20 protein-coding genes and 2 pseudogenes are annotated in these 25,999 nt (G+C 67.3%); 9 read left to right on the top strand and 13 right to left on the bottom strand.

The annotated features are described in order from the left end of the window. Positions 1 to 298 precede the first annotated feature (298 nt). Positions 299 to 2,872: a hypothetical protein gene (locus RSO01_RS30305; protein ID WP_147154300.1), complete on the bottom strand. Its 2,574-nt coding sequence runs from the start codon at positions 2,870 to 2,872 to the stop codon at positions 299 to 301. 743 nt (positions 2,873 to 3,615) lie between these two features. Here RSO01_RS30305 and RSO01_RS49555 point away from each other — a divergent pair. Beyond that, complete coding sequence (locus tag RSO01_RS49555) at positions 3,616 to 3,744, top strand: hypothetical protein (RefSeq protein ID WP_281291537.1); 129 nt, start codon at positions 3,616 to 3,618, stop codon at positions 3,742 to 3,744. 13 nt (positions 3,745 to 3,757) lie between these two features. Continuing rightward, positions 3,758 to 5,149 carry a putative O-glycosylation ligase, exosortase A system-associated gene (locus RSO01_RS30300; protein ID WP_147154299.1) on the top strand — a complete coding sequence of 464 codons (1,392 nt, stop codon included), beginning with the start codon at positions 3,758 to 3,760 and terminating at the stop codon, positions 5,147 to 5,149. Positions 5,150 to 5,312: 163 nt separating this feature from the next. Here RSO01_RS30300 and RSO01_RS47625 read toward each other — a convergent pair whose 3' ends face one another. Continuing rightward, positions 5,313 to 5,612, bottom strand: a complete 300-nt coding sequence (locus RSO01_RS47625; RefSeq protein ID WP_170303463.1) for a hypothetical protein — start codon at positions 5,610 to 5,612, stop codon at positions 5,313 to 5,315. On the opposite strand from RSO01_RS47625, the pseudogene RSO01_RS49090 reads away from it, so the two are divergent. Both RSO01_RS49090 and RSO01_RS30290 read left to right on the top strand, forming a co-directional pair. Beyond that, positions 5,535 to 6,101 (top strand): annotated as a pseudogene (locus tag RSO01_RS49090) (integrase core domain-containing protein); the annotation flags it as partial. The gene RSO01_RS47625 and the pseudogene RSO01_RS49090 sit on opposite strands and share 78 nt — an antisense overlap. Positions 6,102 to 6,245: 144 nt before the next feature. Beyond that, positions 6,246 to 6,873: pseudogene (locus RSO01_RS30290) on the top strand (transposase); the annotation flags it as partial. A gap of 275 nt (positions 6,874 to 7,148) precedes the next feature. Here RSO01_RS30290 and RSO01_RS30285 read toward each other — a convergent pair. The 4 genes from RSO01_RS30285 to RSO01_RS30270 are packed head-to-tail and all read right to left on the bottom strand — an operon-like array spanning position 7,149 to position 12,544. Then, positions 7,149 to 8,243 (bottom strand): glycosyltransferase, encoded by a 1,095-nt coding sequence (locus RSO01_RS30285; protein WP_170303462.1) that lies wholly within the window; start codon positions 8,241 to 8,243, stop codon positions 7,149 to 7,151. Then, entirely contained in the window at positions 8,243 to 10,330 is a 2,088-nt protein-coding gene (locus RSO01_RS30280; RefSeq protein ID WP_147154296.1) for an NAD-dependent epimerase/dehydratase family protein, read from the bottom strand. Before RSO01_RS30280 ends, RSO01_RS30285 begins: the two co-directional genes overlap by 1 nt. Positions 10,331 to 10,355: 25 nt before the next feature. Next, entirely contained in the window at positions 10,356 to 11,075 is a 720-nt protein-coding gene (locus tag RSO01_RS47620; RefSeq protein WP_170303461.1) for a YdcF family protein, read from the bottom strand. Between the two features lie 26 nt (positions 11,076 to 11,101). After that, complete coding sequence (locus RSO01_RS30270; RefSeq protein ID WP_147154295.1) at positions 11,102 to 12,544, bottom strand: lipopolysaccharide biosynthesis protein; 1,443 nt, start codon at positions 12,542 to 12,544, stop codon at positions 11,102 to 11,104. Between the two features lie 380 nt (positions 12,545 to 12,924). Between RSO01_RS30270 and RSO01_RS30265 the strand changes: the two genes are divergently transcribed. Genes RSO01_RS30265 through RSO01_RS30255 form a run of 3 tightly spaced genes read left to right on the top strand, consistent with a single transcriptional unit; the run spans position 12,925 to position 16,381 of the window. Beyond that, entirely contained in the window at positions 12,925 to 13,797 is an 873-nt protein-coding gene (locus tag RSO01_RS30265; RefSeq protein WP_147154294.1) for a glycosyltransferase family 2 protein, read from the top strand. Then, on the top strand, positions 13,794 to 14,714 hold the full coding sequence (locus tag RSO01_RS30260; RefSeq protein WP_147154293.1) for a glycosyltransferase family 2 protein: 921 nt from the start codon (positions 13,794 to 13,796) through the stop codon (positions 14,712 to 14,714). Before RSO01_RS30265 ends, RSO01_RS30260 begins: the two co-directional genes overlap by 4 nt. A 5-nt stretch (positions 14,715 to 14,719) precedes the next feature. After that, complete coding sequence (locus tag RSO01_RS30255) at positions 14,720 to 16,381, top strand: glycosyltransferase family protein (RefSeq protein WP_147154292.1); 1,662 nt, start codon at positions 14,720 to 14,722, stop codon at positions 16,379 to 16,381. A gap of 356 nt (positions 16,382 to 16,737) precedes the next feature. On the opposite strand, the gene RSO01_RS30250 is transcribed toward RSO01_RS30255, so the two are convergent. The 3 genes from RSO01_RS30250 to asnB all read right to left on the bottom strand — a co-directional run bounded on the left by RSO01_RS30250 (position 16,738) and on the right by asnB (position 21,357). Further along, positions 16,738 to 17,712: a UDP-glucuronic acid decarboxylase family protein gene (locus RSO01_RS30250; protein WP_147154291.1), complete on the bottom strand. Its 975-nt coding sequence runs from the start codon at positions 17,710 to 17,712 to the stop codon at positions 16,738 to 16,740. Between the two features lie 412 nt (positions 17,713 to 18,124). Beyond that, positions 18,125 to 19,279: a glycosyltransferase family 4 protein gene (locus tag RSO01_RS30245; RefSeq protein WP_147154290.1), complete on the bottom strand. Its 1,155-nt coding sequence runs from the start codon at positions 19,277 to 19,279 to the stop codon at positions 18,125 to 18,127. A 155-nt stretch (positions 19,280 to 19,434) separates the two neighbouring features. Next, positions 19,435 to 21,357, bottom strand: coding sequence for an asparagine synthase (glutamine-hydrolyzing) (gene asnB / locus RSO01_RS30240; protein WP_147154289.1), 1,923 nt, complete (start codon positions 21,355 to 21,357; stop codon positions 19,435 to 19,437). 123 nt (positions 21,358 to 21,480) lie between these two features. On the opposite strand from asnB, the gene RSO01_RS47615 reads away from it, so the two are divergent. Further along, positions 21,481 to 21,654, top strand: a complete 174-nt coding sequence (locus RSO01_RS47615) for a hypothetical protein (RefSeq protein WP_170303459.1) — start codon at positions 21,481 to 21,483, stop codon at positions 21,652 to 21,654. On the opposite strand, the gene RSO01_RS30235 is transcribed toward RSO01_RS47615, so the two are convergent. From RSO01_RS30235 to RSO01_RS30220, 4 genes are all read right to left on the bottom strand, one after another. Beyond that, positions 21,637 to 22,599 carry an NAD-dependent epimerase/dehydratase family protein gene (locus tag RSO01_RS30235; RefSeq protein WP_147154288.1) on the bottom strand — a complete coding sequence of 321 codons (963 nt, stop codon included), beginning with the start codon at positions 22,597 to 22,599 and terminating at the stop codon, positions 21,637 to 21,639. The genes RSO01_RS47615 and RSO01_RS30235 overlap by 18 nt on opposite strands. After that, positions 22,596 to 23,870, bottom strand: a complete 1,275-nt coding sequence (locus tag RSO01_RS30230) for a glycosyltransferase (protein ID WP_147154287.1) — start codon at positions 23,868 to 23,870, stop codon at positions 22,596 to 22,598. The genes RSO01_RS30235 and RSO01_RS30230 overlap by 4 nt, the downstream gene beginning before the upstream one ends. A 3-nt stretch (positions 23,871 to 23,873) precedes the next feature. Next, positions 23,874 to 24,641, bottom strand: coding sequence for an exopolysaccharide biosynthesis polyprenyl glycosylphosphotransferase (locus RSO01_RS30225; protein ID WP_281291535.1), 768 nt, complete (start codon positions 24,639 to 24,641; stop codon positions 23,874 to 23,876). Positions 24,642 to 24,934: 293 nt separating this feature from the next. After that, positions 24,935 to 25,162, bottom strand: coding sequence for a hypothetical protein (locus tag RSO01_RS30220; protein ID WP_147154286.1), 228 nt, complete (start codon positions 25,160 to 25,162; stop codon positions 24,935 to 24,937). Positions 25,163 to 25,364: 202 nt separating this feature from the next. Here RSO01_RS30220 and RSO01_RS30215 point away from each other — a divergent pair, with 202 nt between their 5' ends. Then, the gene (locus RSO01_RS30215) at positions 25,365 to 25,997 is read left to right on the top strand and encodes an XrtA/PEP-CTERM system exopolysaccharide export protein (protein WP_218037502.1); all 633 of its coding nucleotides are present in this window, start codon (positions 25,365 to 25,367) and stop codon (positions 25,995 to 25,997) included. The last annotated feature ends 2 nt before the right edge of the window (positions 25,998 to 25,999 follow it).

The following is a 25,999-nucleotide window of genomic DNA, read 5'->3' as shown; positions in this document are numbered from 1 at the left end:
AGATACACTCGACTCAAAGGTTCTTCAGCAAACTGCTAGTGCGTGTCCAGACTGCTGCCGCTTTGACCCCTTCCCGCCGAAACGGCAGAAGTGTTCAGGCGCCAGTCTCCAGCTACATCTGGACATAAGGTGGGGCACCGTCACGGAGGGACCACGTGCGAGGGCATCAGAGCTGCCCAAAGGAGCCACTCTCAATGCCGAGGTTGGGATGCAGCGTTGGATGATTGCCAGGAAGTACTTTCTCGGTGGACCCATGCAGGGTTGAGGAAGAGAGCGCGAGCCAATTCGGCCTGTGTCCTCACCTGATGGCGAACATGCCCACGGTGATCTTGGACGGCGTGAGGCCGTTCAGCCGGATGGTCCGTTTAGGCGAGATGGTAAGCAGCGTGGCGCCGAACCTGTCCGACCGGGCCGAGGCGAGGATTGAAGTGAGCGAGACCGTGCCGGTTATGGCGATGACGTCCGTGCCGGGCCGAAAGCCCTCGATTTCGAGCCGGCCCGGGCTCGCAGCGCTCACCTCAAAGCGCGCCGCGCCGCCGCGGATCAAGGCGTAGTCCTGCCCGTCGCCCGGCGCAAAGACATTAGTGCCGATGCCGCCGATCAGATAGTCGTCGCCGGCCCCGCCCTCGAGCCGATCGCCGCCATTAGTCGAATTGTCGATCAGCACGTCGGCGCCCGCCGTGCCGATCAGCGTTGTGCGGCCGATGCCGCAATCATAGGCGAAGACATTGTCGCCGGCGAAGGTGAGGGTGGTGTTCTGCGCCGTGGGCGAGACAACGCGCATTTTGCTAACGCCGATCTGCTTGCCGTCGGGCATGCGCGGGACGATTTGGTATTGCGGGTCGGTGCGGAGGTCCGGCATGCCGGACCCCAGGATCCAGCCATAGGCGCGCATCGCATCGGCGGCGACGCGGTGGTCGGTGGGATCCTCGCCGCCAGCGAAGACGGTGATAATGTTGGCGTTGCTCATGGCGGCGAGTTCCGCCCAGTAGCCGGTGGAGGTGCCGATCGCATAGTTACCGGCAGCGCGCGTGGCTGCCGCCACCTCGGCCCAGCCGGTCAGCGCCTTGCCATCGCTGCCGTACATGTTCAGCAAATAGTTGAAGCCATTGTACGGATCGAGGTCCTGCGAGAGGAAGCGTCCGCTGAGGAAGTTCGCCTGCCATTTCAGCACGGCGCGCGCATCCTTGTTGCCCTGCAGCGCGGCGAGAGCTGAGGTGCTGGCGAAGAAATCCTGCTGCCAGGGCGGCGTCGCCGTGGTGTCGCGATAGGCACCCCCGAAATAGCCGTGGACCTCGCCCTGGGTGCCGCTGAGCGTTGCCGCCCTAGCGCGCAGATGGGCCCAGTTGTTGTTCGCGATCTGGTTAAAATATGCCTTCTCGTAGGACCCGTCGGGATTGCCGTAGGCGGCTTCCTGCACAGTGCGAAGCGACCATGCCTGCGCGCGCACCTCATCGACCGCGTTGGCGATGATACCCTGCTCGTTCTGGCGCGGGTCGTTCCAGGTATTGGCGATCACCCAGGACGCCTGAGCGTTAAGCATGTCGAGATGGTAGCGGTCGCCGGTCAGCAGCCAGGCGACGTAGGAGACGTCGGGGCTGTGCGCGCGGTCGGTTGTCCAGCCGGATTCGTCAGCGGCGATCTGCGAGGGCCGGACGGTGCCGCGCTGGTCGATCCACAGCTTGGGATAGTCCGCGACCGAGAGGTAATGGCCTTTCGCCGTGTCGTAGTAATGCCAGGGAATGCTGCCCGCTGCCTGTGCCTGGGCAAGGGCGTGAGTCAACGCCGGGGCATCCTGCGTGATTAGCCAGCGGGCATTCGCCTCGGTGGTCGGGCCGATGTCCGGCCGTCCGCCGGTGGTCGGCATGTAGGGAACAAGCCCGTTGAACCCGAGCACGTTGGTCCAGGACGATGGCACCGAGGGCGCCGCTCTCACCGTGGCGGTGAGGTCGTAGTCCCAGATGGCGCGCGTCTGCTCCAAGTAGTCGATGTCATGCCTGACATTCAGCGTCTGCGCTGCACTGTTGTCTTTCGTGACGTCCTGCGCCCAAACCTGATACTGGTACTGGGTCAGGTTGTTCGTGCTGAAGCGGGTGGCGCCGCGCTCGACGATGGACAGGCTGTGGAACAGGACGGCGCCGCCTGTGGCACCCATGGCGGCGTCGTTCTGAAACCAAACCTTGGTGGAGACACTACCATCAGCATATGTGACGACATCCAAGGTGACACGCAGCGCGCGGATGACCGCCACGTCGAAGCGGATTTCTGTAGCGAGCTCCCCCTTTCGGAGCACTTTGAAATCGCCGCTGGCCACGGCGGCGGTGAGCTTCTGCGCGGCATTGATTGTCACCGCGCCAACACCCGAAATGTTCATATTGACCATGAGGTCGTAACCTCGCGCCACCGCCGCATTGTTTGCGACGGCCGCCCCCGCCGCCGCGCTGCTCGCCGCCAGGCTGCCCTTGAACGTGGCGCCGGCGGCGATCGCCGGCGCGGCGATGGTTAGGACGGCCGACTTCACGGACCCATCGGCGTAGCGCGACAACACGTCCATCTGCAGTGGCACGGTCTGCGTGCCAACCACGGCGCTGAGCGACTGGCCCTGCGGCAAGTCCCCTTCGGCGAAGATCTGGTTGAATCGGATGTACTGGGTGGCGCTCTGTACCGTTGCCGCGTTCTGAAGGCTGAAATCCACAATCCTCCCGCTCACGCCCCTGCTTCCCGCCATCACAGCTGCGCCTAGCAGGATGAGGCCGCAGACGCATCCCGCGAATATTATACTTATCAGGGCTGGGAACCAAAAGCGGCCTGTGAAGCCGGGAGCGTCGATGCCCCCTGCTAATGCTCCGACGAATTCAGGGTTCTTGGTCATGCCCCATCCGCCCCGTATCGCCACTGGGGCGAACCTGTCGCAGCCAAGACCGAAAACGCCGGCCTCAAACAGGCTAGGTAACGGATCGCCACTTAGATCGCCCGGACGCTTCAGGAGTAACCATCAATAGGCTGAGCCAGCTCCCGAAAAGCCCCCAGACAACAGGTTGAAGCCGTGTTCAGTGAGAACGAACATGAAGCGGTAGCGGTTTATCGATGAGCAGATTATTCACATCCTTCGGCGGTGAAGCGCCGTCGCGGGCGCTGGTGGGCCATTGGAGCCGGCCCAACATCGCGTCTCAGGCGATGAACCAGCGTTGGTCACTCAACTCCGCCAGCGATCAGCGCGACGATAGTCGATGATTCCGTCTGCTTGGCGTGCTCGACGACTTTAACAGCCTGGCGGCGGCAGGAGCTTTCTCGCCGTCAGGCCTGGAGGGTGATCTGCGAGCTGGAGGCCATTGCGCATGGAAGCGGTCGCCCTGCCTTACATCGCGTCCAAAATCGGCCGCGATGGCCAGCCCAAACGAAACAGGCGACTAGGACCGCCGGCGCGAAGGTGACGAAGACGCCGCTGGCTGAGACCCAGCGCATCCCGCGCTCGGCGGGGCACCTCGCGACGCCCCCTCCCCGGCCCGGTTGAGGTAGTCCGGAAGATGGCAGCATTCAGCTAGCAAAACGGGCAAAATGATCGTTGTGCGGCGGCGTCCCCTGCCTCCCGCCGCTCCGAATCGGAACGAAGGCATGATCGATAATCTCGTCATTTTGGCAACCTGTGGTGGTGTCCTCGCCGTGGCAATTCGCGCCATCCTGATGGAACGCCGCCAGGCGGCCCAGCGCTCCGCGGCGAACCTGCCGCGCACACGACGCTGAGCGAGCCGCGCCCATGCAGGCCCTGTTCATTTTCGGCTGCTGGGCGTCGTTGATCACCCTGGGCTGCGTGGCGCCCTTCGTCATGGCGCTCGCCTATGTCTGGGTAGACCTGTTCCGCCCGCACGACGTCGCGCCGGCGCTCGGCCAGCTCCTCCCCTTCTCCGCCACGACGGCGATGCTGACGATCGGCGCCTATCTGGTGCTGGACCGGCGAGACCCGCCGCGGCTCGGCCTGCTGACCGCGCTATTGGTCCTCTGGGCCGGCTGGATCACCCTGACGACGACCTGGGCGATGTTCCCCGCCTCAGCTTGGTGGAAATGGGACTGGGCCTTCAAAACCATTCTGTTCACGGCGCTGCTGCCATTCATATTCCGTTCCCGCATCCAGATGGAAGCGGCGCTGCTCGTCATCCTGTGCTGCATCGCCTCGAACGTGGTGCCCTTCGCGATCAAGTCCGTGTTCGGCGGCGGCGGCTATGGCCGCCCGTTTGGGCTGATCGAAATCAATGGCGGCTGGGGCGGGGAGGGCAGCACTCTCGGCACCTATGCCTTCGCCTGCCTGCCGCTGGTCGCCTATCTGCAGCGCCATTCCTTGCTGGCGCCGTCCCGGAGCTGGCTGCGCTGGGTCTATTTGGCGGCGCCGGGCATCGCGGCCATCGGCGCCTTCGGCACCTTCGCGCGTTCGGCGCTGATCGCCTGCCTCGTCTGGGCAGCGCTTGCCTGGTGGCAGTCCCGCCGCAAGCTAATGGTGGCGGTCATGATGGTAGCCGCGACCGCGGCCGTGGTGCCGCTAATGGGCGATGCTTGGCTGGCACGCATTTCGACAGCGTTCGAGCCACGCCAGGAGGAGAGCGCCAACACCCGTCTGCTGGTCTGGGCTTGGACAATCGATCTCGCTGACCGCCACCCCGCTGGCGCTGGCTTCAACGCCTATCTCGGCAACCGCATCGAGATGCGCAACGCAGACGGGCAGGAGATCGTCCAAGAGGGCCGCGCCTTCCACAGCATCTATTTCGAGGTGTTGGGCGAGCATGGCTGGATCGGCCTCGCCATCTTCTTCGCCATCTTCGCCGTGTTCTTCCTCGACATGCGGCGTATCCGGCGCAAGGTGCGGGACAGGCCGGATCTCGAATGGCTCGGCGACCTCGCCCGAGCCCTGAGCCATGGCGTGCTGATCTTCATGGCCGGCGCGGCCTTTGTCGGCATCGCCTTCTACCCGCTGCAATATTACCTATTCGCGTTAGCAGTCAGCGCCTCGGCCGCATTGCACCGGGCCGCCGCGGCGCCGGCGCCCGCGCCGGCCGAATCCGGCGTCGCGCCGGCCCTGCCTATGGCACCTCCTCAGGCCGCGGCTTCCGCGCCGCATCTGGCCGCTTGGCGCGTCCGGGCGAGGCGGCCATCCTGACATCGCGCGCCTATGCGAGGTTCCATCGCATGATCGACGCCAGCGCCACACGCATCTCTCGAACTATCTGGCGCACCTGCGGATCGCCAAGCCGTCCCGCTGCACCTCCCCGCCGCGCGGTGGCGGCACGTTGCCCGCGATGTCGAGCCGGCAGCTCGATGGGTCATGCCCATCCATGCGTCTTGCCGCGATCGCCCTGCTGATGCTGATATTGCCGACGGCGCTGTCGGCGCAGCCGAGAATCCTCGGTGTTGGCCCGGGTCGCCCCTTCCACACGCCCTCCGCGGCTGCCGCGGCCGCGCGGCAAGGAGATGTCGTTCGCATTGCTCCAGGCACCTATGAGGATTGCGCCGTGTGGCGCGCCGATGGGCTGGTGGTCGAGGGCGTACGCACCGCCCAAGGCAGGCTCTACCTCTTTGTCGCCATCGATCGGACCTCGAAGTTCGCCTTCACCGAGCTGCATGAGAAAGCCACACGGCAGGTCGCAGCGACTGCCTGCAGAATCTCAACAAAGCGGTCCCCTACAAGATTCATACCATGCTGACTGACAACGCCACCCACTTCACTGACCCGAAGGGCGAGAATTGGTCGGCTGCCGATATCAAAGGCATGCTCGAGCGCGGGGAGCCATGCCGGGCTCCTGCCTTCGAAGTGGCCTGCGTTGCTGACGACATCGATCATCGCCTGACCAAGCCCAAGCGCCCTTGGACCAATGGACAGGTTGAGCGGATCAACCGCACCATCAAGGACGCCACCGTCAAGCGCTTCTACTGAAACCCATGACGAGCTTCGAGCTCATCTCGCCGACTTCATCACCGCCCACAACTTCGCCAAGCGCCTCAAGACACTCAAGGGTCTCACACCCTACGAATACATCTGCAGGATCTGGACGAAAGGGCCAGAGCAATTCATCCTTGAGCCGCTCCACCAAATGCCGGGACTAAACATCTAGACGTTACGTCCCCGGCCTGAAGCCGGTGGCCCGCCCCGTTCATGTCAGGATAAAGGGTTGCTCGGACGGGCCGAGCCGAGCCTCTGGCATGGCGGGACGGGCCATGGGAGAGCAAAGCTGAGGCACGCGGTTGCGATGGCTGAGGAGGCAGGACCGACAGGATACAGGCTTTATCGGCAGGTGCAGGCACTGGGGGCATGACCGCCTGGTGGTGACGCCGGCGCTGATTCCTCGGCGCTCGGGAGAGAGTTAAGGCGAACCGTCGCGACGCGCTCACCTTGGCCCGCCTGTTTCGTGCTGGCGAGCTCAGCGGCGTCTGGGTTCCTGACGCGGTCCACGAGGCGGTCCGGGACTTGGTTCGTGGACGCACGACAGCGGCCGAGGATGCTCCTCGCAAGCGCCAGCAGTTGCTGTCGTTCCTGCTGCGGCATGGCCGGTTCTTTAGCGGTGGGGATCATTGGACCCGTGCACATCGGCGCTGGCTGGCCGAGCAGAGCTTCGATCATGCGGCTCAGCAGATCGTTTTCCAGGACGCGGTTGCGACTATCGAGGATGCTGTCGAGCGACAGCGCCGGCTCGAGGAGCAACTGGCCAACCTTGTCCGCACCTGGTCAATGACGCCGGTGGTCGCCGCCTATCAAGCTATGCGCGGCGTCTCCTTCCTGGTCGCCGTGACCTTTGCCGCCGAGATAGAGACGTGCGCCGCTTCGACACGCCACGTCAACTCATGTCGTTCCTCGGCTTGGTGCCTGCCGGCCCCGAGGCCGCCGACCGGCAAGTCGTCGCCGGCAACGACCTGCTCGACAGCGGCGTAAGCGCCGACATCATGGACGGCGGCTTCGGTGACCACGTCTACATCGTCAACGGTGCCGGCGACATAGCGGCATCGACACAGTGCTGGGGCTGGTCAGCCACGCCCTGATGTCAGACGAGGCGGAGGCTATAGTCCGGCGGGGCTGAGGACGATGTCGGCGTCGCCGCCGTGGCGCCCCCTTGCGCGGGCTGCGCTTCGATGCGGACGGGGCGGGCGGCTGCGCGGACATCACATCATCGCCTGAGTGCGAGGCCGGCAAACAAGTCGCGCCAGGCGGCGACCATAGTTGCCTCGCCGAATTCGGCCTTGGCGCGCGCCTGATTGGCGGCGCCAAGAGCGGCCCGCATGTCGTTCCGTGCCGCGAGGATGGCCAGTGCGTCGGCCAGGGCGCCGTCCTCCCGCGCCACGACATAGGGGCGGTTCGCGGCATCCAGCATGGTGGCGACGTCCCCAACATCGGTCGCCGCCACAGGCAGCCCCGACGCCATCGCCTCTAGGACGGAGAGCGGCATCTGCTCGGTGTCTGAGGAGAGCGCGAAAATGTCGAAGCCGGCATAGAACGGCGCCGGATCCGCACGGTGACCGGCAAACTCCACCCGCCCGCCGACGCCCTCCGCTACGGCCAGGGCTTCCAGCGCCCCTCGTTCCGGGCCATCGCCGACGATCACCAGCCGCGCCGGCACCGCAGCGGGCAGACGGGCCAGGGCGCGGATCAGCCGCGCGATGTTCTTTTCCGGACGCAGCGCCGCGACGGTGCCGATGACCACGGGCGGCGTTCTCTCACACGATCCGGCAGCGGCGAAGCGGGCGAGATCGACGCCGTTCGGCAGCAACCGCAGACGCGATTGCGGCAGGCGCCAAGTCTCGGTGGCGATGCGCCACAGCAGACCGGACGGCAACACCACCGTGGAGCGGCGCAGCAGCAGTCGGCGCGCCAGCACACGGCGCGGCAGCTGGCGCGCGCGTTCCTCCGGGCCGAATCCGTCCTCCATGTGCAGATGCGGCACGCCCGTACCGATACGCGCCAGCGCCCATTCAATGCTGCCCCAGTTGCTGGTGACCAACAGGTCAGGCGCCATCTCGCGCAGCACCGCGCGGAAGCGGCGCAGATTACCGCGCGCGTCGCCCTTCACCGCGCCGACCTGCGGGAAGCAGATGTCGAGTGCGGGGTCGAGCAGCGCGCGCGCTTCCTGACGATCATCCATCGCCACCACCACATGGCGGAACTGCCCGCCGAGCCGATTGGCGAGGGTGGCGAAGCGCACCTGCGGCCCGCCGGTGGCAAAGGTCGCGAAGACATGCAGCAGCAGGGGCGCGGCGGAGCGCATCACTGCCCCATCGCGAACGCCGTCTTGCGGAATCGAGCCGGATCGGCCACCGGCGCCCAGCCGAGGTCGCGCTTGGTATCGCTGCAGTCGAAGGGCGCGCGCAGCCCCCGCGAGAGCAGGTCGCGCCGCGAGGGCGGCGGCGAACGCCGTCCGCCGACCCGCTTCAGCACCCATTTGAAGCCCTCCTCAGCCAGCAGCGTGGCGGGGAATTTGGGGTGGAAGCGCAGCGGGCGGTTGGTCGCCTCGGCCAGCCAGGCGAGATACTCTCGCGCTGTCGGGCGCACATCACCAACCAAGTTGTAGCAGCGCCCGACCGCCTGCTCCGCCCGCAATGCGCCGAGGATGCCTGCAGCGACATCGTCGGCCAGCACAAAGGGTAGCGGATTGTGGCCGCGATTCCAGCCGATGACGTGCTGCTCCGCGTTGAAGAAGCCGATGCCGCTATGGAACGGCGAGGTGCCCGGCCCGACCACGAGGCCGGGCCGCAGGATCACCAGGGGCAACCCCTCCTGCGCATGCAGTCCTAGCAGCATCAGGTCACATTCCGCCTTGGCGCGGGCGTAATCGCCGCGCCTGACGGCCTCAGGATCGGGCTCAGTGGCGCCGGTGACGGGTTCGGCGCCGGGGCCGAGATAGAGCGAGGCGATGGAACCGACATGCAGCAGCCGTGCCGTGCTGGCAGCGAGGCAAGCACGCGCGACGACTTCGGCCCCGCCGACCATCGCGGCGCGGATCGCGGCGTAGTCGGCGCCACCGCCGCCATGGGCGAGGTTGACCACCGCACCCGCCCCGGCCACTGCCTGCGCCACGGCGCCGGCGTCGGCTATGTCGCCGCGCAGCAGCCGGATGCGCGGCCCAGAAAAGAGCGGTGGCAGTCCCTCGGTACCGCGCGCCATGACGGTTACGCTGAGCCCTTCCTGCAGCAACCGCGCCACCGTGGCTCGGCCAATGAAGCCGGTGCCGCCCAGCACCGCGACATCCGGATGGCCACTCAGAGTGGCTGGCGCCTGCGGCGGAACGGGGCGGTTTTCTTCAGCGGGTAGGCGGGCGGCGATCTCCTCGCACAACCCGACCAGCCGCGCGCCGAAGGCGGCATCTGCCTCGAAGCGCGCGGGCGCGGCGTGGAAGGCCACGATGCTGCCCTGCATGCTGCGGAAGAACGCGTCGTTGCGCTTGGAGAGGCCGAGCAGTGAGGCGCCGTAGCGGCCAGCATTGGCGACGCCGCCGGCCACCATCTCAGCTGCCGAGAGGGCGGGCGCAGCCATGCCGTCGATCGGGTCGGCGAAGCGTGTCCGCCCCAACATATGCACGCGCTTGCCAAGCACGTCGGCGACGATCGCACCGTCGTCGCAGATCGCGGTGAGCTGCCACAACGGGAACTTCTCGCCCACGGCGAAGCGCAGCGTGGCGGACACGTGTGGGCCGCGCAGGGAGACTGTCCAGCCGGCTCGGAAGCACCGCCCTTCGTGCAGCACTTGGGGCGCATCCGGTACTGCCTCCACCGCCTCGATGCTACCGAGCAGGGCGGCGATCTGAGACAGCGGGTGCACCGCCTGCTCTAGCAGGATGTTGGCCGGGGCGGCGAACATCCAATGGCCGAGTTGCCCCGCGGATAGCTGGCGCAGCGGCACGCTATAGACACAATCCACGAAGCGCAGCCGCCCCCGCCGGCCATTGGCCACTGCACGGCGCAGCGCAAGGAACGCGGGGTGGAACAGGAAGTTCTGGTTGATGCCGAGCGCCGCCCCGGAAGCAGCGGCCGCTTCGGCCAAGCGCTCGCATTGCTCACGCGAGGTCGCCATCGGCTTCTCCAGTAGCACGTCGCAGCCCGCTCCGAGCAGCGGCATGGCGATGGCGGCATGGGTGTCGGGCGGCGTCAGAACATGGGCGGCGTCGAAGCCGCCGGCGGCCAAGGCCTCTTCGGACGAGCGAACCGGCCGCGCCCCGGGCAGCAGGCGCGCCAGCGCTTCGGCGGCGCTCATGCGCGGGTCTGCCACCGCCACCACGGAGATTTCCGGCATCCGGCTGAGCACCTCGGCATGGATGCGGGCGATCCCCCCGGCCCCGACCAAACAGATGCGTCTCATGTGCGTCCTCCGCGTCTCGATGGCATCACAGCCCCACCTTCATCGCGGCGAGGCCGCCCCATTCATGCAATGCCAGCCAGCTCATGGCGAGACAGTCAGCGCGAGGCAGCCAGTCGGTCAGCCGGCCGTCCGGGCGGCGCGGCCGCGGCACCGCCGCCGGCAACACCGACAAGCCGGCGCGCGCCGCCTCGAGCTGCGCCCGCGGCATGTGCCAGGCATGGGTGACGAGGTATGCTGAGCCGATGCCCGCTTGGCGCAGCATGGCGGCGGCAAGGCGGAGATTGTCCCCGGTGTTGAGCGCGGCGGGTTCCTCCCAACGCACCGGAACGGAGAAATCCTGCTGGAGGGCGGCGCGCATGGCGGCGGCGGTCGGCGGTGTCTCTGGGCTCGGCGGCCCACCAGTGACGAGCAATGGCAGGCCCGTCTCGCGCTGCAGGACGGCGCCACGGCGCAGCCGTTCCAGCGTCAGCGGGCCCACGTCCGACCCGTCCGGGCCGTTCCTGGCCTCCGCGCTGAGGATGACGATGGCGCCCGGCGCGGCCAGCACCGCCGGCGCGGCCCCTTCGAGCGAGGCGAGCAGCAGGCCGGAGGCCATTGGCGTGGCGAGCAGCAGGGTCGCGGCGATGCCGAGCACCGCGACCGCAGCACCGACACGTCGGCCGCGCCAACCCAGCCAAGCGCCCGCCAAGGCGGCCAGCAGCAGCAAGACCGGTGGCAAGGCAAGCACGCCGAGGAGGCCCCGCACGACGGCGAACAGCGGTGTTGTCGCGGTTACGCCCATCGCCGCACCCGTCCCCACAGGCCAAGCAGCTCCCCGATCAGCGGGTGGCCGCCGATCCACAGCCCGGCCACCCAACCGAGCCCGGCAGCGAGGACGGCGACCACCATCTCGCCAAAGGAGAGCGCGGTGCGGAAGCCGAGCAGCGACATCACCGCGACGATGCCGGCAGCGGCGCCGACCGTGGCTACCGCGCCCGGCGCGGCGGAGCGCAGGATCTCGCCCCAGGCGAGACCGATATGCCGACGCACGAAAGAGACCGCGACGAAGGCCTGCAGCGGCCCGGTGACGAGGCTGACAGCCGCCACCGCCCTGATGCCGTGGGGTGCCGCGGCGGCGATCAGCAGGATGCTGGGCGGGATGCTGATCAGGCTGGAGACCAGCGTGTCCCGGATACGGCCGAGGGCGACCAGCATTGGATAGGTGAGGAAGGCGGGGAACAGCCAGACCAAGCCCATTGCCATCAGCCGCACCAGGGTCGGCACCTCGCCCCATTGCGGCCCGAGCAGGATGTCGACGATAGGTTCGGCGAGCAGAGCCAGGCACACCATGGCCGGGACATGCACCGCCGCCATATAGGACAGGCCGAGGAGATAGGGTTCCTTCAGCGAGCCGCCGCGCCGGGCATGCTCAGCGAGCGCCGGTAGGACGATCGGATGCAGCGCGCTGGAGATCAGCTTGTCCGGTAGCTGGCAGACCGTTTGGGCGCGGCTGAACAGGCCCACCGGCACGGTGCCGAGTACGCGCCCGATGATGAGCTGCGGTAGAGTGTCGTGGACGACGTTGACGATGCCGGTGGCGGTGGACCAGGCGCCGAAGGAGAGAATGTCCCGCCAGCCTACGAGGGTCGGGCGGAAGGCCCAGGGCATTGGGTGCACGATGTTGGCGCCGACGATACGCACCAGCACCGCTACCAGCCCGGCCCAGGCCATCGCCATGTAGCCCTGACCGAGGCTGGCCAGCAGCACGAGGGTGCCGAACTGCCCGAGGCCGCTGGCGACATTGATCATCGCCAGCCGGTCAAAGGCCATCTGCCGACGCAGCATGGCGGTGGCAGGCGTCAAGAAGGGGTTGAGCAGCAGTGCGGCGGACAGCACGAGGACGACGTTGCCGACGCCCGGCTCATCATAGAAACGGCCGAGTGGGATGGCCGCCAGGGCGAGCGCCACGGCGCAGCTGCCGGAGATGATGCAAGAGACAGTGAAGGCCGAGCGCACCGCGCTGCGCTCCAGCGCCTCGAGCTGCACGAGATAGGTGCCGGTGCCAAAATCCCGCATTACGTCGATCAGCATGACCACCGACATGCCGACCGCAAACACGCCGAAATCGGCCGGGGTAAGCATCCGAGCAGCGGTCATCGTCATGCCCAAGCCGATGACGATGCCAGCATAGCGCTCCATGAAGGAGAACAGCAGGGATCGGCGAAGCGAGGTCATCGCGCCGCGCGCCCCGGGGCAGCCGCCCTACTTGCGCGACAGGAGAAACTGGGCGTCGGCTTCTCCTTATGGTTGCAAATACCCATCGCCTCGCGAGAACAACTGAGACTCGTGGCCACTTCCCCACCTCGTATCGATCGGCCTTATCGAAAGGAATACAGTTTTCGATTGGCGGCGGTTCTTAGCCCATTTTCCATCTCTGCCACCGTAACGAATAGGAGCTACCTACTTGTAGTATTTGCGACAGACCCAGCAGACATAGATGCTCCGGGCGATGTCGCTCAGGAACGTCCAGCTTGTTGCCGAAACCGTCCTCGCCCACACCTCGAACTTCACATAATCCCTCGGCGGCGGAAGCCTGCGCCCAGGGAGGCTCGGTCATGCGCCCCAAAATTTCAGTGATCATGCCTGCCTATAAGGCCGCCGCGACCATCGCCGCAGCACTGCGCAGCATACGCGAGCAGACCGTGCGGGTGCATGAAGTGATTGTCGTCGATGACGGGTCACCGGACGACACCGCCGAACTGGTGGCGCGCGACTTTCCCGAGGTCCGCCTGCTGCGCCAACCCAATGCGGGCCCGGCGGTCGCGCGCAACAACGGCGCGCAGGCCGCCACCGGCGACTGGCTCGCCTTCCTTGATGCCGACGATGTCTGGCTGGCGGACAAGCTCGAACGGCAGCTTCCCGCCACCGAGGACCCCAAGGCCGCCGTCGTGGCGGGGCGCGTGGTCGGCCGCCGCGACCCGCATTTCCATCCCGCGCCGGATTTCGACGCGCTGTGGGCGCACAACACCATCGCGACATCCTCGGTGCTGCTGCGCCGCGAGGCCTTCCTCGCCGCCGGCGGCATGGCCGCGCACCTGCCGCCATGCGAGGACTACAATCTGTGGCTGCGGCTGGCCGGCACCGGCTGGCGCATCGTCGTGGTCGATGCGCCGGTGATCATCTACAGCCCGACCGACGAGAGCCTGACGCGGAACCTAATCCGCTTCGCCGAGGCCGAGCGGGTCTGCATGGAGGATGTCGGCGCCATCTTCGGCCTGCCGCGCGAACGCATCCGGCAGCGGGTGGCCGTCGGCTACCACGCGCATGGCCAGGCGGCGCTGTATGTGCGGAACATGAAGGTGGCGCGCCGGCTGCTGATGGCGGCGCTGCGGCGCGGCCTGAGCTCCCGCCGCATGATCGACCTGGTGGCCGCCAGCCTGCCGCCCGCCATGCTGGATCTGCGCCGCCGCCTGCTGCAGGGCGCATGACGGATTTCAGCATCGTCATCTGCACGCGCAACCGGGCGCAGGACCTCGCCGCGACGTTGCGCTCGCTCACCCGCCTGCAGATCCCAGAAGGACGCAGCGGTGAGGTGGTCGTGGTGGACAACGGCTCGACCGACCGCACCGCCGAGGTGATCGCCGAGGCGCAAGACTTCCTGCCCTTCCCGCTCGTGGCGGCGACGGAGCCGGAGCGCGGCACTGGCGCGGGGCGCAATCGCGGCCTCGGCCTCGCCCGCGGCGAAATTATCGCCTGGACCGATGATGACTGCCGCCCGGCGCGGAGCTGGTTGCGCGAGATCCTCGCGGCCTTCGAGGCGGATCAACAACTGGACCTGCTCGGCGGGAGGATCGAGCTGCTCGACCGGCGGCACCTGCCGCTGACCATCAAGACCTCCCGCCGCGTCGAGGTGATGGACGACCACACTTATCCCGGTGCCATCCTGATGAACTGCAACATGGCGCTGCGGCGGCGGCTGGTTGGGCAGATCGGCGGCTTCGATGCGCGCTTCGGCGCCGGCAGTGTGATGCGCGCCGGCGAGGATGCGGATTTCGTGCTGCGCGCGCACCGCGCCGGCTGCCGCGTGGTGTATTTCCCGCAGATTGTGGTGTTCCACAACCATAAGCGCACCACCGCGGCGCAGGGCGATGCGCTGAAGCGCAACTACCATTTCTCCGACGGGGCGCTGCTGTCGAAATTCTCGCTGGGCGGCGACCGCCCGGCGGCGCGCTGGTTCTACTGGCGGCTGTCGCGGCTGCTCGGCGAGCTGCTGCGCGCCCGCGGCTCACTGCGCGACGTGCGCAGGCAGGCAGGCTTCCTCGGCAGCTTCCTCGCCGGGTCGTTGCGCTTCCTGGGCTCCCCGGTGCTCGACCGGCGCCTTCGCGGCGGCGCCGGGAAAGGTTGACCATATTGGACGTCCCCGCCGATGATTTCGCCCCGCTGTTGGCGGAGATCCGCGCCGTCGGGCAGGCGCGGCTGCCGGGCAACGCCGCCTGCTTCATACGCATCGCCGAAGAGGCCGAGCGGCTCGCCGCCCAGGGTCGCGACGACGAGGCTTGCGTCCAGATCTTCATCGCCGCCTTCCATGCGGTGGCGCGCCACAGCGGCCTGTGGGCCAGCCCGCGGCTGGAGGCACTGCTGGCGCGCATCGCCGAGCGCAGGCTGCGCGACACGCCCGGGCGTCGGGCGCCGGGCGCCACCCGCCATGTGATGCATGTCGCGACCCAGGTGCCGGCACTGGGCGGGCTGGCGCGCATGATGGAGCGCTGGATCCGCGCCGATGCCGGACGGACGCATTCCGTCGCCATCACGCGGCAAGCCATCATGCCGCTGCCGGAGAGCATCCGTGACGCGGTGATTCAGCGCGGCGGCACGGTGCGGATCCTCGACCATCGCCGCGGCGGGCTGTTCGAGCGCGCGCAGCGCCTGCGCGATGCGGCGCAGGCGGCCGACCTGATCGTCTTGCACATCCATCCCTTCGACATCGTCCCGCAGCTTGCCTTTGCGACGCCAAACCGGCCGACGGTGGTCTACCTCGACCACGCGGACCACGGCTTCTGGCTCGGCACTCACATCACCGACGTCATGGCCAGCATGCGCGAAGCCGGGCGGCGCATCATGATCGAGCGGCGTGGCATCCCGCCGGGGCGCATCGCGGTGCTGCCAACCATCCTCGACGAAGGCCATCGCCGCGTCAGCCGACAGGAGGCCAAACGTCGGATCGGCCTGCCCGAGGATTGCGTTCTGCTGGTGAGCGTGGCGCGGGAACGGAAATACGCGACGTTGGGCGGGATAAGCTTCGCCGATCTCCACCTGCAGACGCTGCTGGAACATCCGAAAGCAGTGCTGCTCACCGTCGGGCCGGGCGCGCGCGAGGACTGGTCCGACGCGATGCAGCGCTGCCAGGGGCGCATCATCTCGCTGCCCGAGCACGACGATCCGCGCCTGTTCTTCGAGGCTGCGGACATCTACGTCGATTCCTTCCCCTTCGTATCGATTACCTCGACGCTGGAAGCCGCGATCCTCGGCACGCCGGCAGTCAGTCTGTTCCCCTTCGGGCGCGATTCGGCCGTGCTCGGCTGCAACATGCCGGGGTTGGACCGGCTGCTGGTTACCTGCAGCAGCCGCGGCGCCTATCACAAAGCGCTATCGCGGCTGATCACCGACGAGTCGCATCGCCAAGAACTCGGCGCGGCGCTGCAGGAGCAGATCGCCGCAAATCACATTCAGGGCGCCTGGCTCGACAGGTTGGAAGCGCTGTACCGACAGGCGCTGGCGGCGCCGCGCCATGGCGGCGCCGCGGCGCCGGACCAGGTGTTCGAGGGCGAGCCCGATGTCTTCATTCAGGCCATCCACGGCGGACAGCCCGATGGCGAGCGCGACCGCAACCGGCTGCTGAAATACGAGCTCGGCCTGCTCAGCACGCGGGCACGGATGCGTGAATGGTGGCGGCTGTGGCGGCTGGGCGAGCTGCGCGATGCGGGCCGTTACGGTCCCGCCGTCCGCTTGCTGCCGGAATGGCTATCCACCGCGGGCAGGCGCTGGCGCCGGCGGTGGACATTCTTCAGTTGACGGCGAAGGCTGGCCCCGTCCGCGCCGCGAGCAGCTGCTCTGACTAAGACCGGCGCGTAGCGCGCAGGCCGCTTCCGTCCCGCGCATTGGATGCATGCCGCCGACCAGATTGAAGCAGCAGCCCTTTAATCCCCTTTTAACGCAACACGCCGAGCATGGCGGCGGCGACATCCGCCACCAGCACGAAAGGCAGCCGGTCGGTGCCGCGGTTCCAACCGATCACGTGGAAGGGCGAGGTCCCCTCCCCCACCATCCGGCCCGGGCGCGGGATGACGCGGGCACGCCCTCCTTCGCATGCATATCGAGCAGCAGGCGGTTGCATTTCGGCAGCTAAAAGCCGGCGTGACGCATCCAGACTAGCGCCCCATCCGCCCGACGTCTTGGTTGGCGCGCAACAGCCCGTCGAAATAGGCGATGGTCCGGTCGAGGCCTTGGTCAAGATTGACTTTGGGCTCCCACTTCAGCTTGTCGCGTGCCAGCGTGATGTCGGGGCAGCGCTGCAGCGGATCGTCGATCGGCAGCGGCCGCGCTATCACCAGCTTCGACTTGCCGCCAACTAGCTCGATCACCTTCTCGGCGAGATGCCTGATCGGCATCTCGACCGGATTGCCGAGATTGACCGGCCCGGTGAAGTCGTCCGGCGTGTGATCCATCAGCCTGAGCCAGCCCTCGATCAGGTCGTCGACGTAGCAGAAGGCGCGGGTCTGCATGCCGTCGCCGTAGATCGTGATGTCCTCGCCCTTGAGCGCCTGGACGATGAAGTTCGACACCACGCGGCCGTCGTTGGGATGCATGCGCGGGCCGTAGGTGTTGAAGATGCGCGCCACCTTGATGCGCAGCTTGTGCTGGCGCCAGTAGTCAAAGAACAGCGTCTCGGCGCAGCGCTTGCCCTCGTCGTAGCAGGCGCGCGGCCCCAGCGGATTGACGTTGCCGCGGTAGCTCTCGACCTGAGGATGCACCGTCGGATCGCCGTAGACCTCGCTGGTCGAGGCCTGAAAGATCTTGGCGCGCGTGCGCTTAGCCAGGCCCAGCATGTTGATGGCGCCGTGCACCGAGGTCTTGGTCGTCTGCACCGGGTCGTGCTGGTAATGGATCGGCGAGGCCGGACAGGCGAGATTGTAGATCTCGTCGACCTCGACATAGAGCGGAAACGTCACGTCGTGGCGCATCAGCTCGAAGCGCGGATTATCGAGGCACGCCGCCAAATTCTGCTTGGCGCCGGTGAAGTAGTTGTCGACGCACAACACGTCGTTGCCGGCCGCCAGCAGCCGCTCGCACAGATGCGAACCCAGGAAGCCCGCGCCGCCGGTGACCAATATCCGCTTGCTCATGAGTCTCACTGAAAATGGGTTGTAGTGAGTGTCTAGCCCGGATTTCTCAAGCTGTCATTGCGGGATAGGGCGGCAGGACTGATTGAGCGCAACGGGCCAAGAGGATTGGTATTAACGCGCGCCAAAACCCCGCAGGCTGCGCTGGGACGGAGCGATGGGAGCTGTGCGCCATCTGGGATCGTCAGGGGCAATGCGATAAGTGAGCCATAGGTTTGATTGGACGCATCGCACGCTCGTGGTGATCAGCGCGTCGATATTGAGCGGGACCAGGCGGACGAAGCCGCAGTGTCGCCTGGCCCTCCGCCACCGAGGCGAGAATCGACCACCGCGCTCACCGAACGCCCGGCACGGCGCGCAATGCCTCGGCATGGGTGCGGGGCGATGACGCCCACACCGATCAGGCCGATGCGTCTCATGTCCGTGATCCCGTCCTTCGCTCGTCCAGCGCGCGTTCGGCCAGGGCGACGACACGGCGCGCATTGCCGGCCCAGGTGAAGTCCCGCCGCACCACCTCCTTCCGCGCCGCGGCGCCGAGGCGTACGCGCAGCGCCGCATCCCGCGCCAGGGTCTCGATACCCTGCCACATCGCCTCGGGGTTGGCCGGGTCGAACAGCAACGCGGTGCGGCCCTGCTCCAGCACCTCGCGGATATTGGGCTGGTCGGGGGCGATGATGGCCCGCCCTGCCGCCATGTACTCAAACAGCTTCAGCGGCGAGGCATACGGCACGGAGGCGGGCTGCAGCGCGATGTCGAAGCTGGCCACCAGGCTCGGGATCTCCTCCCGCGTCGCAAGACCGGTGAAGCGCACGCGGTCGTCGAGTCCGAGTTCCGCGGCGAGGGACTCGAGATCGACGCGCGCCGGCCCGTCCCCCACCACGGTGAGGTCGAGGCGCGGCGCTCCCTTCCAGGCGGCAAGCCCGCGCAGCACCCGGTCAAGTCCATGCCAGTGGCGCACGAACCCAACGAAGCCAAGCAGCACGGCCTCGTCCGCCGGTCGTGCGGCAAGCCCGGCAAAATCCTCGAGATCGATGCCGTTCGGCACCACCGCGATGCGCGTTTGCTGCACGCCCGCCGCCGTCACATGGCCAGCCAACACCTCGGTGACCGGCAGAACGATGTCCGAGCGGCGCCAGACAAAACGCTCCGCGGCATGGGCCAGTCGCTTCAGCCGCAGCCCGCTGAAGCGCGTGCGTTCCTCGGCGAGCGGCGAATTCACTTCCAGCAGCAGCGGCACGCCATGGCGCCACGCCGTCCAGCTTCCTGCGACGTGGAAAAGGTTGGCGCGCTCATAGACGATATCTGGGCGGAAGGTCCGCGCCGCGCGCGCAAGCCGCACGGTGGAGACCAGCCCATAGGCCATCTCCGCCAACTCGCGCAGTGCCCCGGGCAGCAGGCGGCGGATGCGCGCGAACACCGGGCTCTCGCCACCCAGTGCCACGGCGTCATAGGCCGGCGGCCCGACGACGCAGACCTCATGCCCGGCAGCGCGCAGCGCGGCAACCAGCGCCTCGATATGCACACCCATTCCGTCATGGGACTGAATGCGATGGCTATAGAGAATGCGCATGCTGCAATCCCATCCGCTCCGAAAGCAGCCCTGCCCACTCGCGCGGCGACAACCAGCGCATCAGATGCATGATGACGAGATCGTCGTCCGGGTTGAGGCCGGCAGCACCTGGTCCAGCAGCTCGCGGTGCTGCCCGGTGGCGCAGAGCACCTGCTTCACGCGACGCGACGCCCCGCCATCGAACCCTCGTCCGACCGCGTTGCCTCAGCCAAAAGAAAACCTTCAACCACAAGTAGATTCCAAAGGGCTTGGGTGTGATCAAAATCGCCATTGCCGTGCTGGTCCACTAGCCGCCCCACCGCCGGCAGATTGAACAGCCCGCTCGCGGCCATCGGCCCGCCCGTCAGCCGCGCACGGATCTGCGGCGCGGCGGCCTGAAATTGTCCTCGGAGTTCCGTCGCGAAGCCCCGCTTGCGTCGCTGCAGGAGTGTCGCCGGCAGCAAGGCCGAAGCGGCCTCGCGCAGCACGCGCTTGCCCACACCGCCGCGCAGCTTTGCCGCCGCTGGCAGTGCCAGGCCCCAACCGACGAGTTCCGGGTCCAGCAGTGGCGGGCGCACCTCCAGCGAAACAGCCATGCTGGTTCGGTCCACCTTGGTCAGGATGTCGCCTGGCAGATAGGTCTGCAGGTCCGCGTATTGTGCCTGGAGAAGCGAATCTTCCGGGTCACATTCTGCCATCAGCGCCGCGAATCTCGTCGAGGGATCATGCCCTGTTACCGCCGCGCGCTGGGCTGGCGAGAACAGCGCCCGGCGCTTTTCCTCGGCCAGCCTGCAGACCGTGCCGTAGTAGCCAAGCGCGCTATCCAAGCTGATCTCGGTCAACGTCGTCTTCGCACGCAGCCAGCGTGGCGCCCGGTCGAGCTTAGGATAGGCCCGGGCCAGCGCACCCACCGCGCCACGGCGCAGCCGGGTCGGCAGCAACCGTCGCGCCGCGTCGGCCATCATGTGGAAGCGATAGCGACGATACCCAGCGAACACCTCGTCGCCGCCATCGCCGGACAGCGCAACCGTTACATGGCGCCGCGCCAACCTCGCCACTGCCAGGGTCGGTACCGCGGAATGGTCGCCGAAGGGTTCGCCGAACAGGCGCGGGATCTCGCGCGCCATGGCGAGGTAATCGGCCGTCGTGCCATCCTCGGCGACATGCCGCGTGCCGTAGCGCTCCGCTACCATCGCGGCATCCGGCCGCTCGTCCGCCGCGTCCGCGAAGCCGATGGTGAAGGTGGCGAGCGGCTGGCCAGCCGCCATCGCGGCGAGGCCGGTCACCGCGCCGGAATCGATGCCGCCCGAAAGGAAGGCGCCGAGTGGCACATCGGCCATCATCCGGGCCTGCACCGCGGCATCGAGGCGACATCGCAATGCCTCGGCCGCATCCGCGCCGCCGGCGACGGCCACGCGTGGCGGCGCCCAGTAGCGCTGCTGGGTCGCGTGAGCCTCCCCCAGCTCGAGCAGCATGAGATGCCCGGGCGGCAGGCGTCGAATGGCGGCATGAATGGTCGCCGGCTCCGGCACATAGCCGAGGGCAAGGAAGTCATCCAGCGCCACCGGATCGAGGCCGCGTGGCAGTTCCGGCAGCGCCTTCAGCCCTGCGATCTCCGAGGCGAAGGCGAAGCTACCATCCGGCAGCCAGGCGTAATGCAGTGGTTTCTCGCCCAGGGGGTCGCGCGCCAGCAGCAGTCGCCCCGCCCGGCGGTCCCATAGCGCAAAGGCGAACATGCCGATCAGGCGGGCCGGCATTTCTGCCCCCCATTCCCGCCAGCCATGCAACAGTACCTCGGTGTCGGAGCGGCTTTGGAAGACATGGCCACGCGCCTCGAGCATCCGGCGCAACGCCTCATGATTGTAGATTTCGCCATTGAAGGTGACGACCACCGCCCCGTCATGCGTCGCCATGGGCTGCGCCCCGCCGGCTAGGTCCACGATGGCCAGCCGTCGGTGGCCGAAGCCGAGATGCGGCTCCGCATGGAAGCCTTCTCCATCCGGCCCGCGATGGCGCTGCGCTTCGGCCATCGCCTTTAGACTCCGCATCGGCGGAACCGAGGGGCGGAATGGGTGGAAGAGGCCCGCTATGCCGCACATATTGGAACCTTTTCCACAGTAATGTGTATAGCTGGGCCGACGCCGCAAAGTCGGCCTATGCCGCCTAGCGCGTGTCGGCTATTGGATTGGTACCGTGACCGTTCATTCGCGTGAGGATGTCCCGTGGTCGCTGCCAAGAAAGTTGACAAAGCGCACGCAGAGTTTGGGAATCCTCTGCCTTCACAAGCTCGCGCGGGCACGCGCTTGGCCTGGCCGACCGCTGCACTGGTCATCATTGTCCTGTCGCTGCTGCTTTGGGGCGGTATCGCGGCCATTGCGTTACTCGCCTTCAACTAGCTCGGCCGCCGCCAGCAGCGGACGGCCGGAGCGCATCCAGCCCACTACCTCCCGCAACCCATCCAGCAGTGGCAACGGCTCGTTCAGACCAAGTGTCGCGCGTGCGGCCTCCGGCGCGCCGAGCGAATGGCGCACCTCCCCAGCGCGGCCGACCGCGTGGTGGATGACGGGCTCCATGTCACAGGCTTCAGCCAGGGTCCGTGCCAGTCCCAGCACCGTGGTGCTGCGCCCGGCGCAGACATTGAACACCGGCGCCGCTGTATTGGCCCGGCCCATTCCAGCCCGCAACGCCGCCACTACCGCCGAGACATGCACGAAGTCGCGGCTCTGCAGCCCGTCGCCGAACACGGTCAGCGCCTCCCCGCGCAGCAACCGGTCCGCAAAGATGGAAATCACCCCCGAATAGGGCGAGGCTGGGTCTTGCCGCACGCCATAGACGTTAAAGAAGCGCAACCCGAGTGTCGGTATGCCGTGCACTGCCCCGGCGACCCGGGCCTGCAACTCGCAGCCCAGCTTGTCGGCGCCATAGGCGGAAAGCGGCCGGGTGTCCGCCGTCTCAGCAAGCGGCAGCGCATCGTTGCTGCCATAGACTGCGGCGGAGGAAGCATAGACCACCGGCACGCCGCCCGCCGCCCGCGCCGCGTCCAGCAGTGCGACGAAAGCAGAAAGATTCACTCGGTGCGTTTCGCGCCATTCGCGTACGCCACGCTCCACTGAGGCGATGGCAGCGAGGTGAAAGCAGCCGACAACGCCCTCCAGGGCGCGCGTCAGCAGTTGCGGGTCGCCCACATCCCCCACCAGCAACTCGGCGCCGGGGGCAAGGTTCTCCCGCCGGCCCGTGGACAGATTGTCCAACACCCGCACGCGCTGCCCCGCCGCGACAAGGGCGGCGCAGAGATGCGAACCGATGAAGCCGCAACCACCGGTAACCAGCCAAAGCGTCATGCCGCGCTCCGCACCGCCAGCACCTGAGCGAATAACTCAACTTGGCCGCGCGTCGTCTCATCCCAGCTAAAGCGTTCCGCATGGGCGCGCGTGGCGCGGCAGGCCGGCGGGTTGGCCAGCAGCTGCCGGAGCGCCGTGGCGATCGGACTCGCGCCGACCTCGTCGAGCACCAGTCCGGCCTCGGGGGCCGAAATGGCCTCGCGGCTGCCCCAAGCCGGACCGGCGATCACCGGCGTGCCGCAGGCCATGGCTTCCAGCATCACATTCGCCCAGCCCTCGCGGGTGGAGGCGAGCACCAACGCATCGGCCGCGCCGTAAAGCTTCTTCAGCTCACCATGCGGCCGGGCACCCAGCATATGGACGCGCTCAGCCACGCCGAGCCGCTCGGCCAGCGCCGTCAGGGCCCGGCGCTCCGGTCCCTCACCGGCGATCAAGAGGCTGACCCCAGGAAGCTCCACCAGGGCGCCGATTGCGTGATGATGCGCCTTCCTTTCAATCAGATGCCCAACCGAAAGGATAACCGGTCCCGAAAAGCCGAGTTCCGCCCGCAGCGCGGTGCGATCAGTCGGCGGGGTAAAGGCGGCGAGATCAACGCCGTTACGCAGCACCGTGACTTTCCCAGGTGCCGCCCCCAGAGCGTTCAGCCCCGCAGCGAGACCCGCACTTACCGCGATCAGCGCATCCGCCTCGCGCAGTGCGGCGCCAATCAGCCGGCGCGGAAGCGCGAAGCGCGGCAGCTGGCTGGTGTCCGAACCGCGCGCGGTGATCACCACCGGCAGCCCGGCCTCGCGCGCAAGCCACACCGCAGCAACGCCATCCGGGTAGAGGTAGTGCGCATCGATGGCATCGAAACGCGCGCCCTCGGCGAGCAATTGGGCGAGCGCGGCGCGGCCGGCCCGCAGCAGCGCCCAAGGGCCGGTATACATGCCGAGGCGCGGCGGCGCGGCGTACCGCGGATGCAGCACGCGCAGCCCGTGCCGCATCTCCTCGGCTGGCGCCGCGGCGCAACGCGCCCATTCGCCAAACCGCGCATCGCGAGAGGGGAACCAGGGCACCGGCGCGACCACCGTGCTGGTCGCCCCGCCGCTCGCCACCAAGTGGCGCAGCCGGTTCTCGACGAAGATGCCATGATTGGGCTGCGCCGCGTTCGGGTACAACGTGCTGAAGGTCAGCAAGCGCAGCGGTGCGACATCCCTGCGCTTAATCTCAACGGGGAAGGGCAGAATCTCCGCCGACGGGGCGGCGGCGGCCAAGGGGGACAGGCGTGCCATGCCTCACCGTGCTCCAGCCTGGCGCAGGACCACCCGGACTGTGGCGAGGATAATGCGCAGATCCAGCCATAGGCTGCGCTCCCGGATGTACCACAGATCGTAGGATAGCTTCTCCCGCGCATCCTCGATCGAGGCGCCGTAGGAGTATTTTACCTGCGCCCAGCCCGTCAGTCCCGGGCGTACCGCGGCGCGGTCCGCGTAATGCGGGATGGCGGCGGTGAGCTGCTCGACGAAGACGGGTCGCTCAGGCCGCGGGCCGACGAAGGCCATGTCGCCACGCAGGATGTTGATGGCCTGCGGAATCTCGTCGATTCGGGTGAGGCGGATGAAGCGGCCCACCCGCGTCACCCGGCTATCGCCCACAGTGGCCCAGACCGCTGCGCCGGGCTTCTCGGCATCGACCGTCATGGAGCGAAATTTCAGGATATGGAAGCGGCGATGGTGCTGCCCGACGCGTTCCTGGCGGTAAAAGAGCGGTCCGCGCGTATCGAGTTTGATGGCCAGCGCGACCACCAGCAGCAGCGGCAGTGTCAGCAGCAGCAGTGAGAGGCTGGCACAGATGTCGAGGCCGCGATGCAGGACATGCTCCAGCGCGCCCTGGCGCAGGGCGCGGGTGCCGCGTAGCCAGTTCTGCGGCAAGAATTCCGGCACCACCTGCCCATCGGCGCTCACCATGACGGCCTCGCCGCCCGCATAGTCTGGCGCCACGATCACGCTGCCGTCACTGCAGCCGCGATCGTCGGATACCGCCCGGGAACGTTCAAAACGCACATGAATTCTCCTTCCCTTAGCGGCAGCCGTCCCACCGGCCGCCCACACCCTGCCAAACTCTTGGCTGGGGCAACGTATCCGCTTCGACTGCACATTTGCATCCAAGCCGAATAGGTACCTCGGATGTGCCCGGCCGAGGCACCCGTTCGGAAGAGAAACGCACTGACAGCTGGAGCCGACGAGCGTCGCGCCGAACCCAAGGTGTCGTTGCTGCCGCCAATCAGCGTGTTAATGCCGGCAAAGCTCGGGCAGGATGTTGTCGGTGCCTTCAATCGCGGCCGCACCGGTCAAGGTCAAGTTCTCGACGTTACCGAGAGAGCGAAGGTACCGAAGCGTGTACCGCGTCGTTGCCGCCACGAACTCGGTCGCAACATCACCGGCGGGGTTAGATAGCCGTCGTGATAGAGGTTTTCGCTCAGGCCGTCGTCCATGGCGTCCGCACCCGCGCCGCCGTCGACGGTGTGATTGCCATCGCCGCGCCGCCAGCCAGCCAGCCAGTAGGGACGGCCAAACAGGGCCACCTGTGTCGCGCAAGCCAGCGAAGGCCAAGCCAGATGCTTCGGCTCGCTCGCCCAAGAAGGCCCGTCTTAGCCGACAACCCATTGAATTTTCAGAGTTGTCCAAAAGTTCTAGTCCAAAAGAACCAATCATGTTTGGCTTTCGCTGCGTTGCGTTGAGCATTCGACCTTGCGTAGGTTCACCCCATCATTGTTTGGGGGATCAATGCGTTCAACGAACGTCTTGCACTATGCCGTGACGGTTCTTGCCCTCGCGGCGATGGGTTGCACAAGCGCTACTGCGCCGCCGCCCGAGAGCATCGCCGTGTCCACCGGGGCGGCCGCGCCCGAGTATGTGATCGGCCCCGGCGATGGACTCGACGTCTTCGTCTATCTATCTCCGGAGTTGAGCACGACCGGCCTGCCGGTGCGGCCGGACGGGCGCATCTCGCTGCCTTTGGTACCAGACATCGTCGCCGCTGGGCGCTCGCCCACCCAGCTCGCCACCGACATCACGGCGCGGCTGCGGCCCTATGTGATCGATCCCAATGTCACGGTGATGGTGCGCGGCTTCGTCGGCTCCCCGGCGCACCAGGTGCGCATCATCGGCGAGGCCACCCAACCGCGCACCATGCCCTACCGCGAGGGCATGACTGTAGTCGACGCCGTGATCGAGGCGCGCGGCCTGACCCGATATGCCGCCGGCAACCGTGCCGAAATCATCCGCCGCGACGCCTCCGGCATGCCCCCCCGCAACCTACGCGTCCGCCTCGACGACCTGATGCGCGGCGGCGACGTCAGCCAGGACGTGCCACTTCGCCCGGGCGATACCATCGTTATTCCGCAAGCTTGGTTCTGAAC

The sequence above is a fragment of the Reyranella soli genome (assembly GCF_007992495.1).
Taxonomy (GTDB): Bacteria; Pseudomonadota; Alphaproteobacteria; order Reyranellales; family Reyranellaceae; genus Reyranella; species Reyranella soli.
The sequence above is the reverse complement of the archived record's forward strand: the minus strand, read 5'-3'. Positions and strand labels throughout refer to the sequence as shown.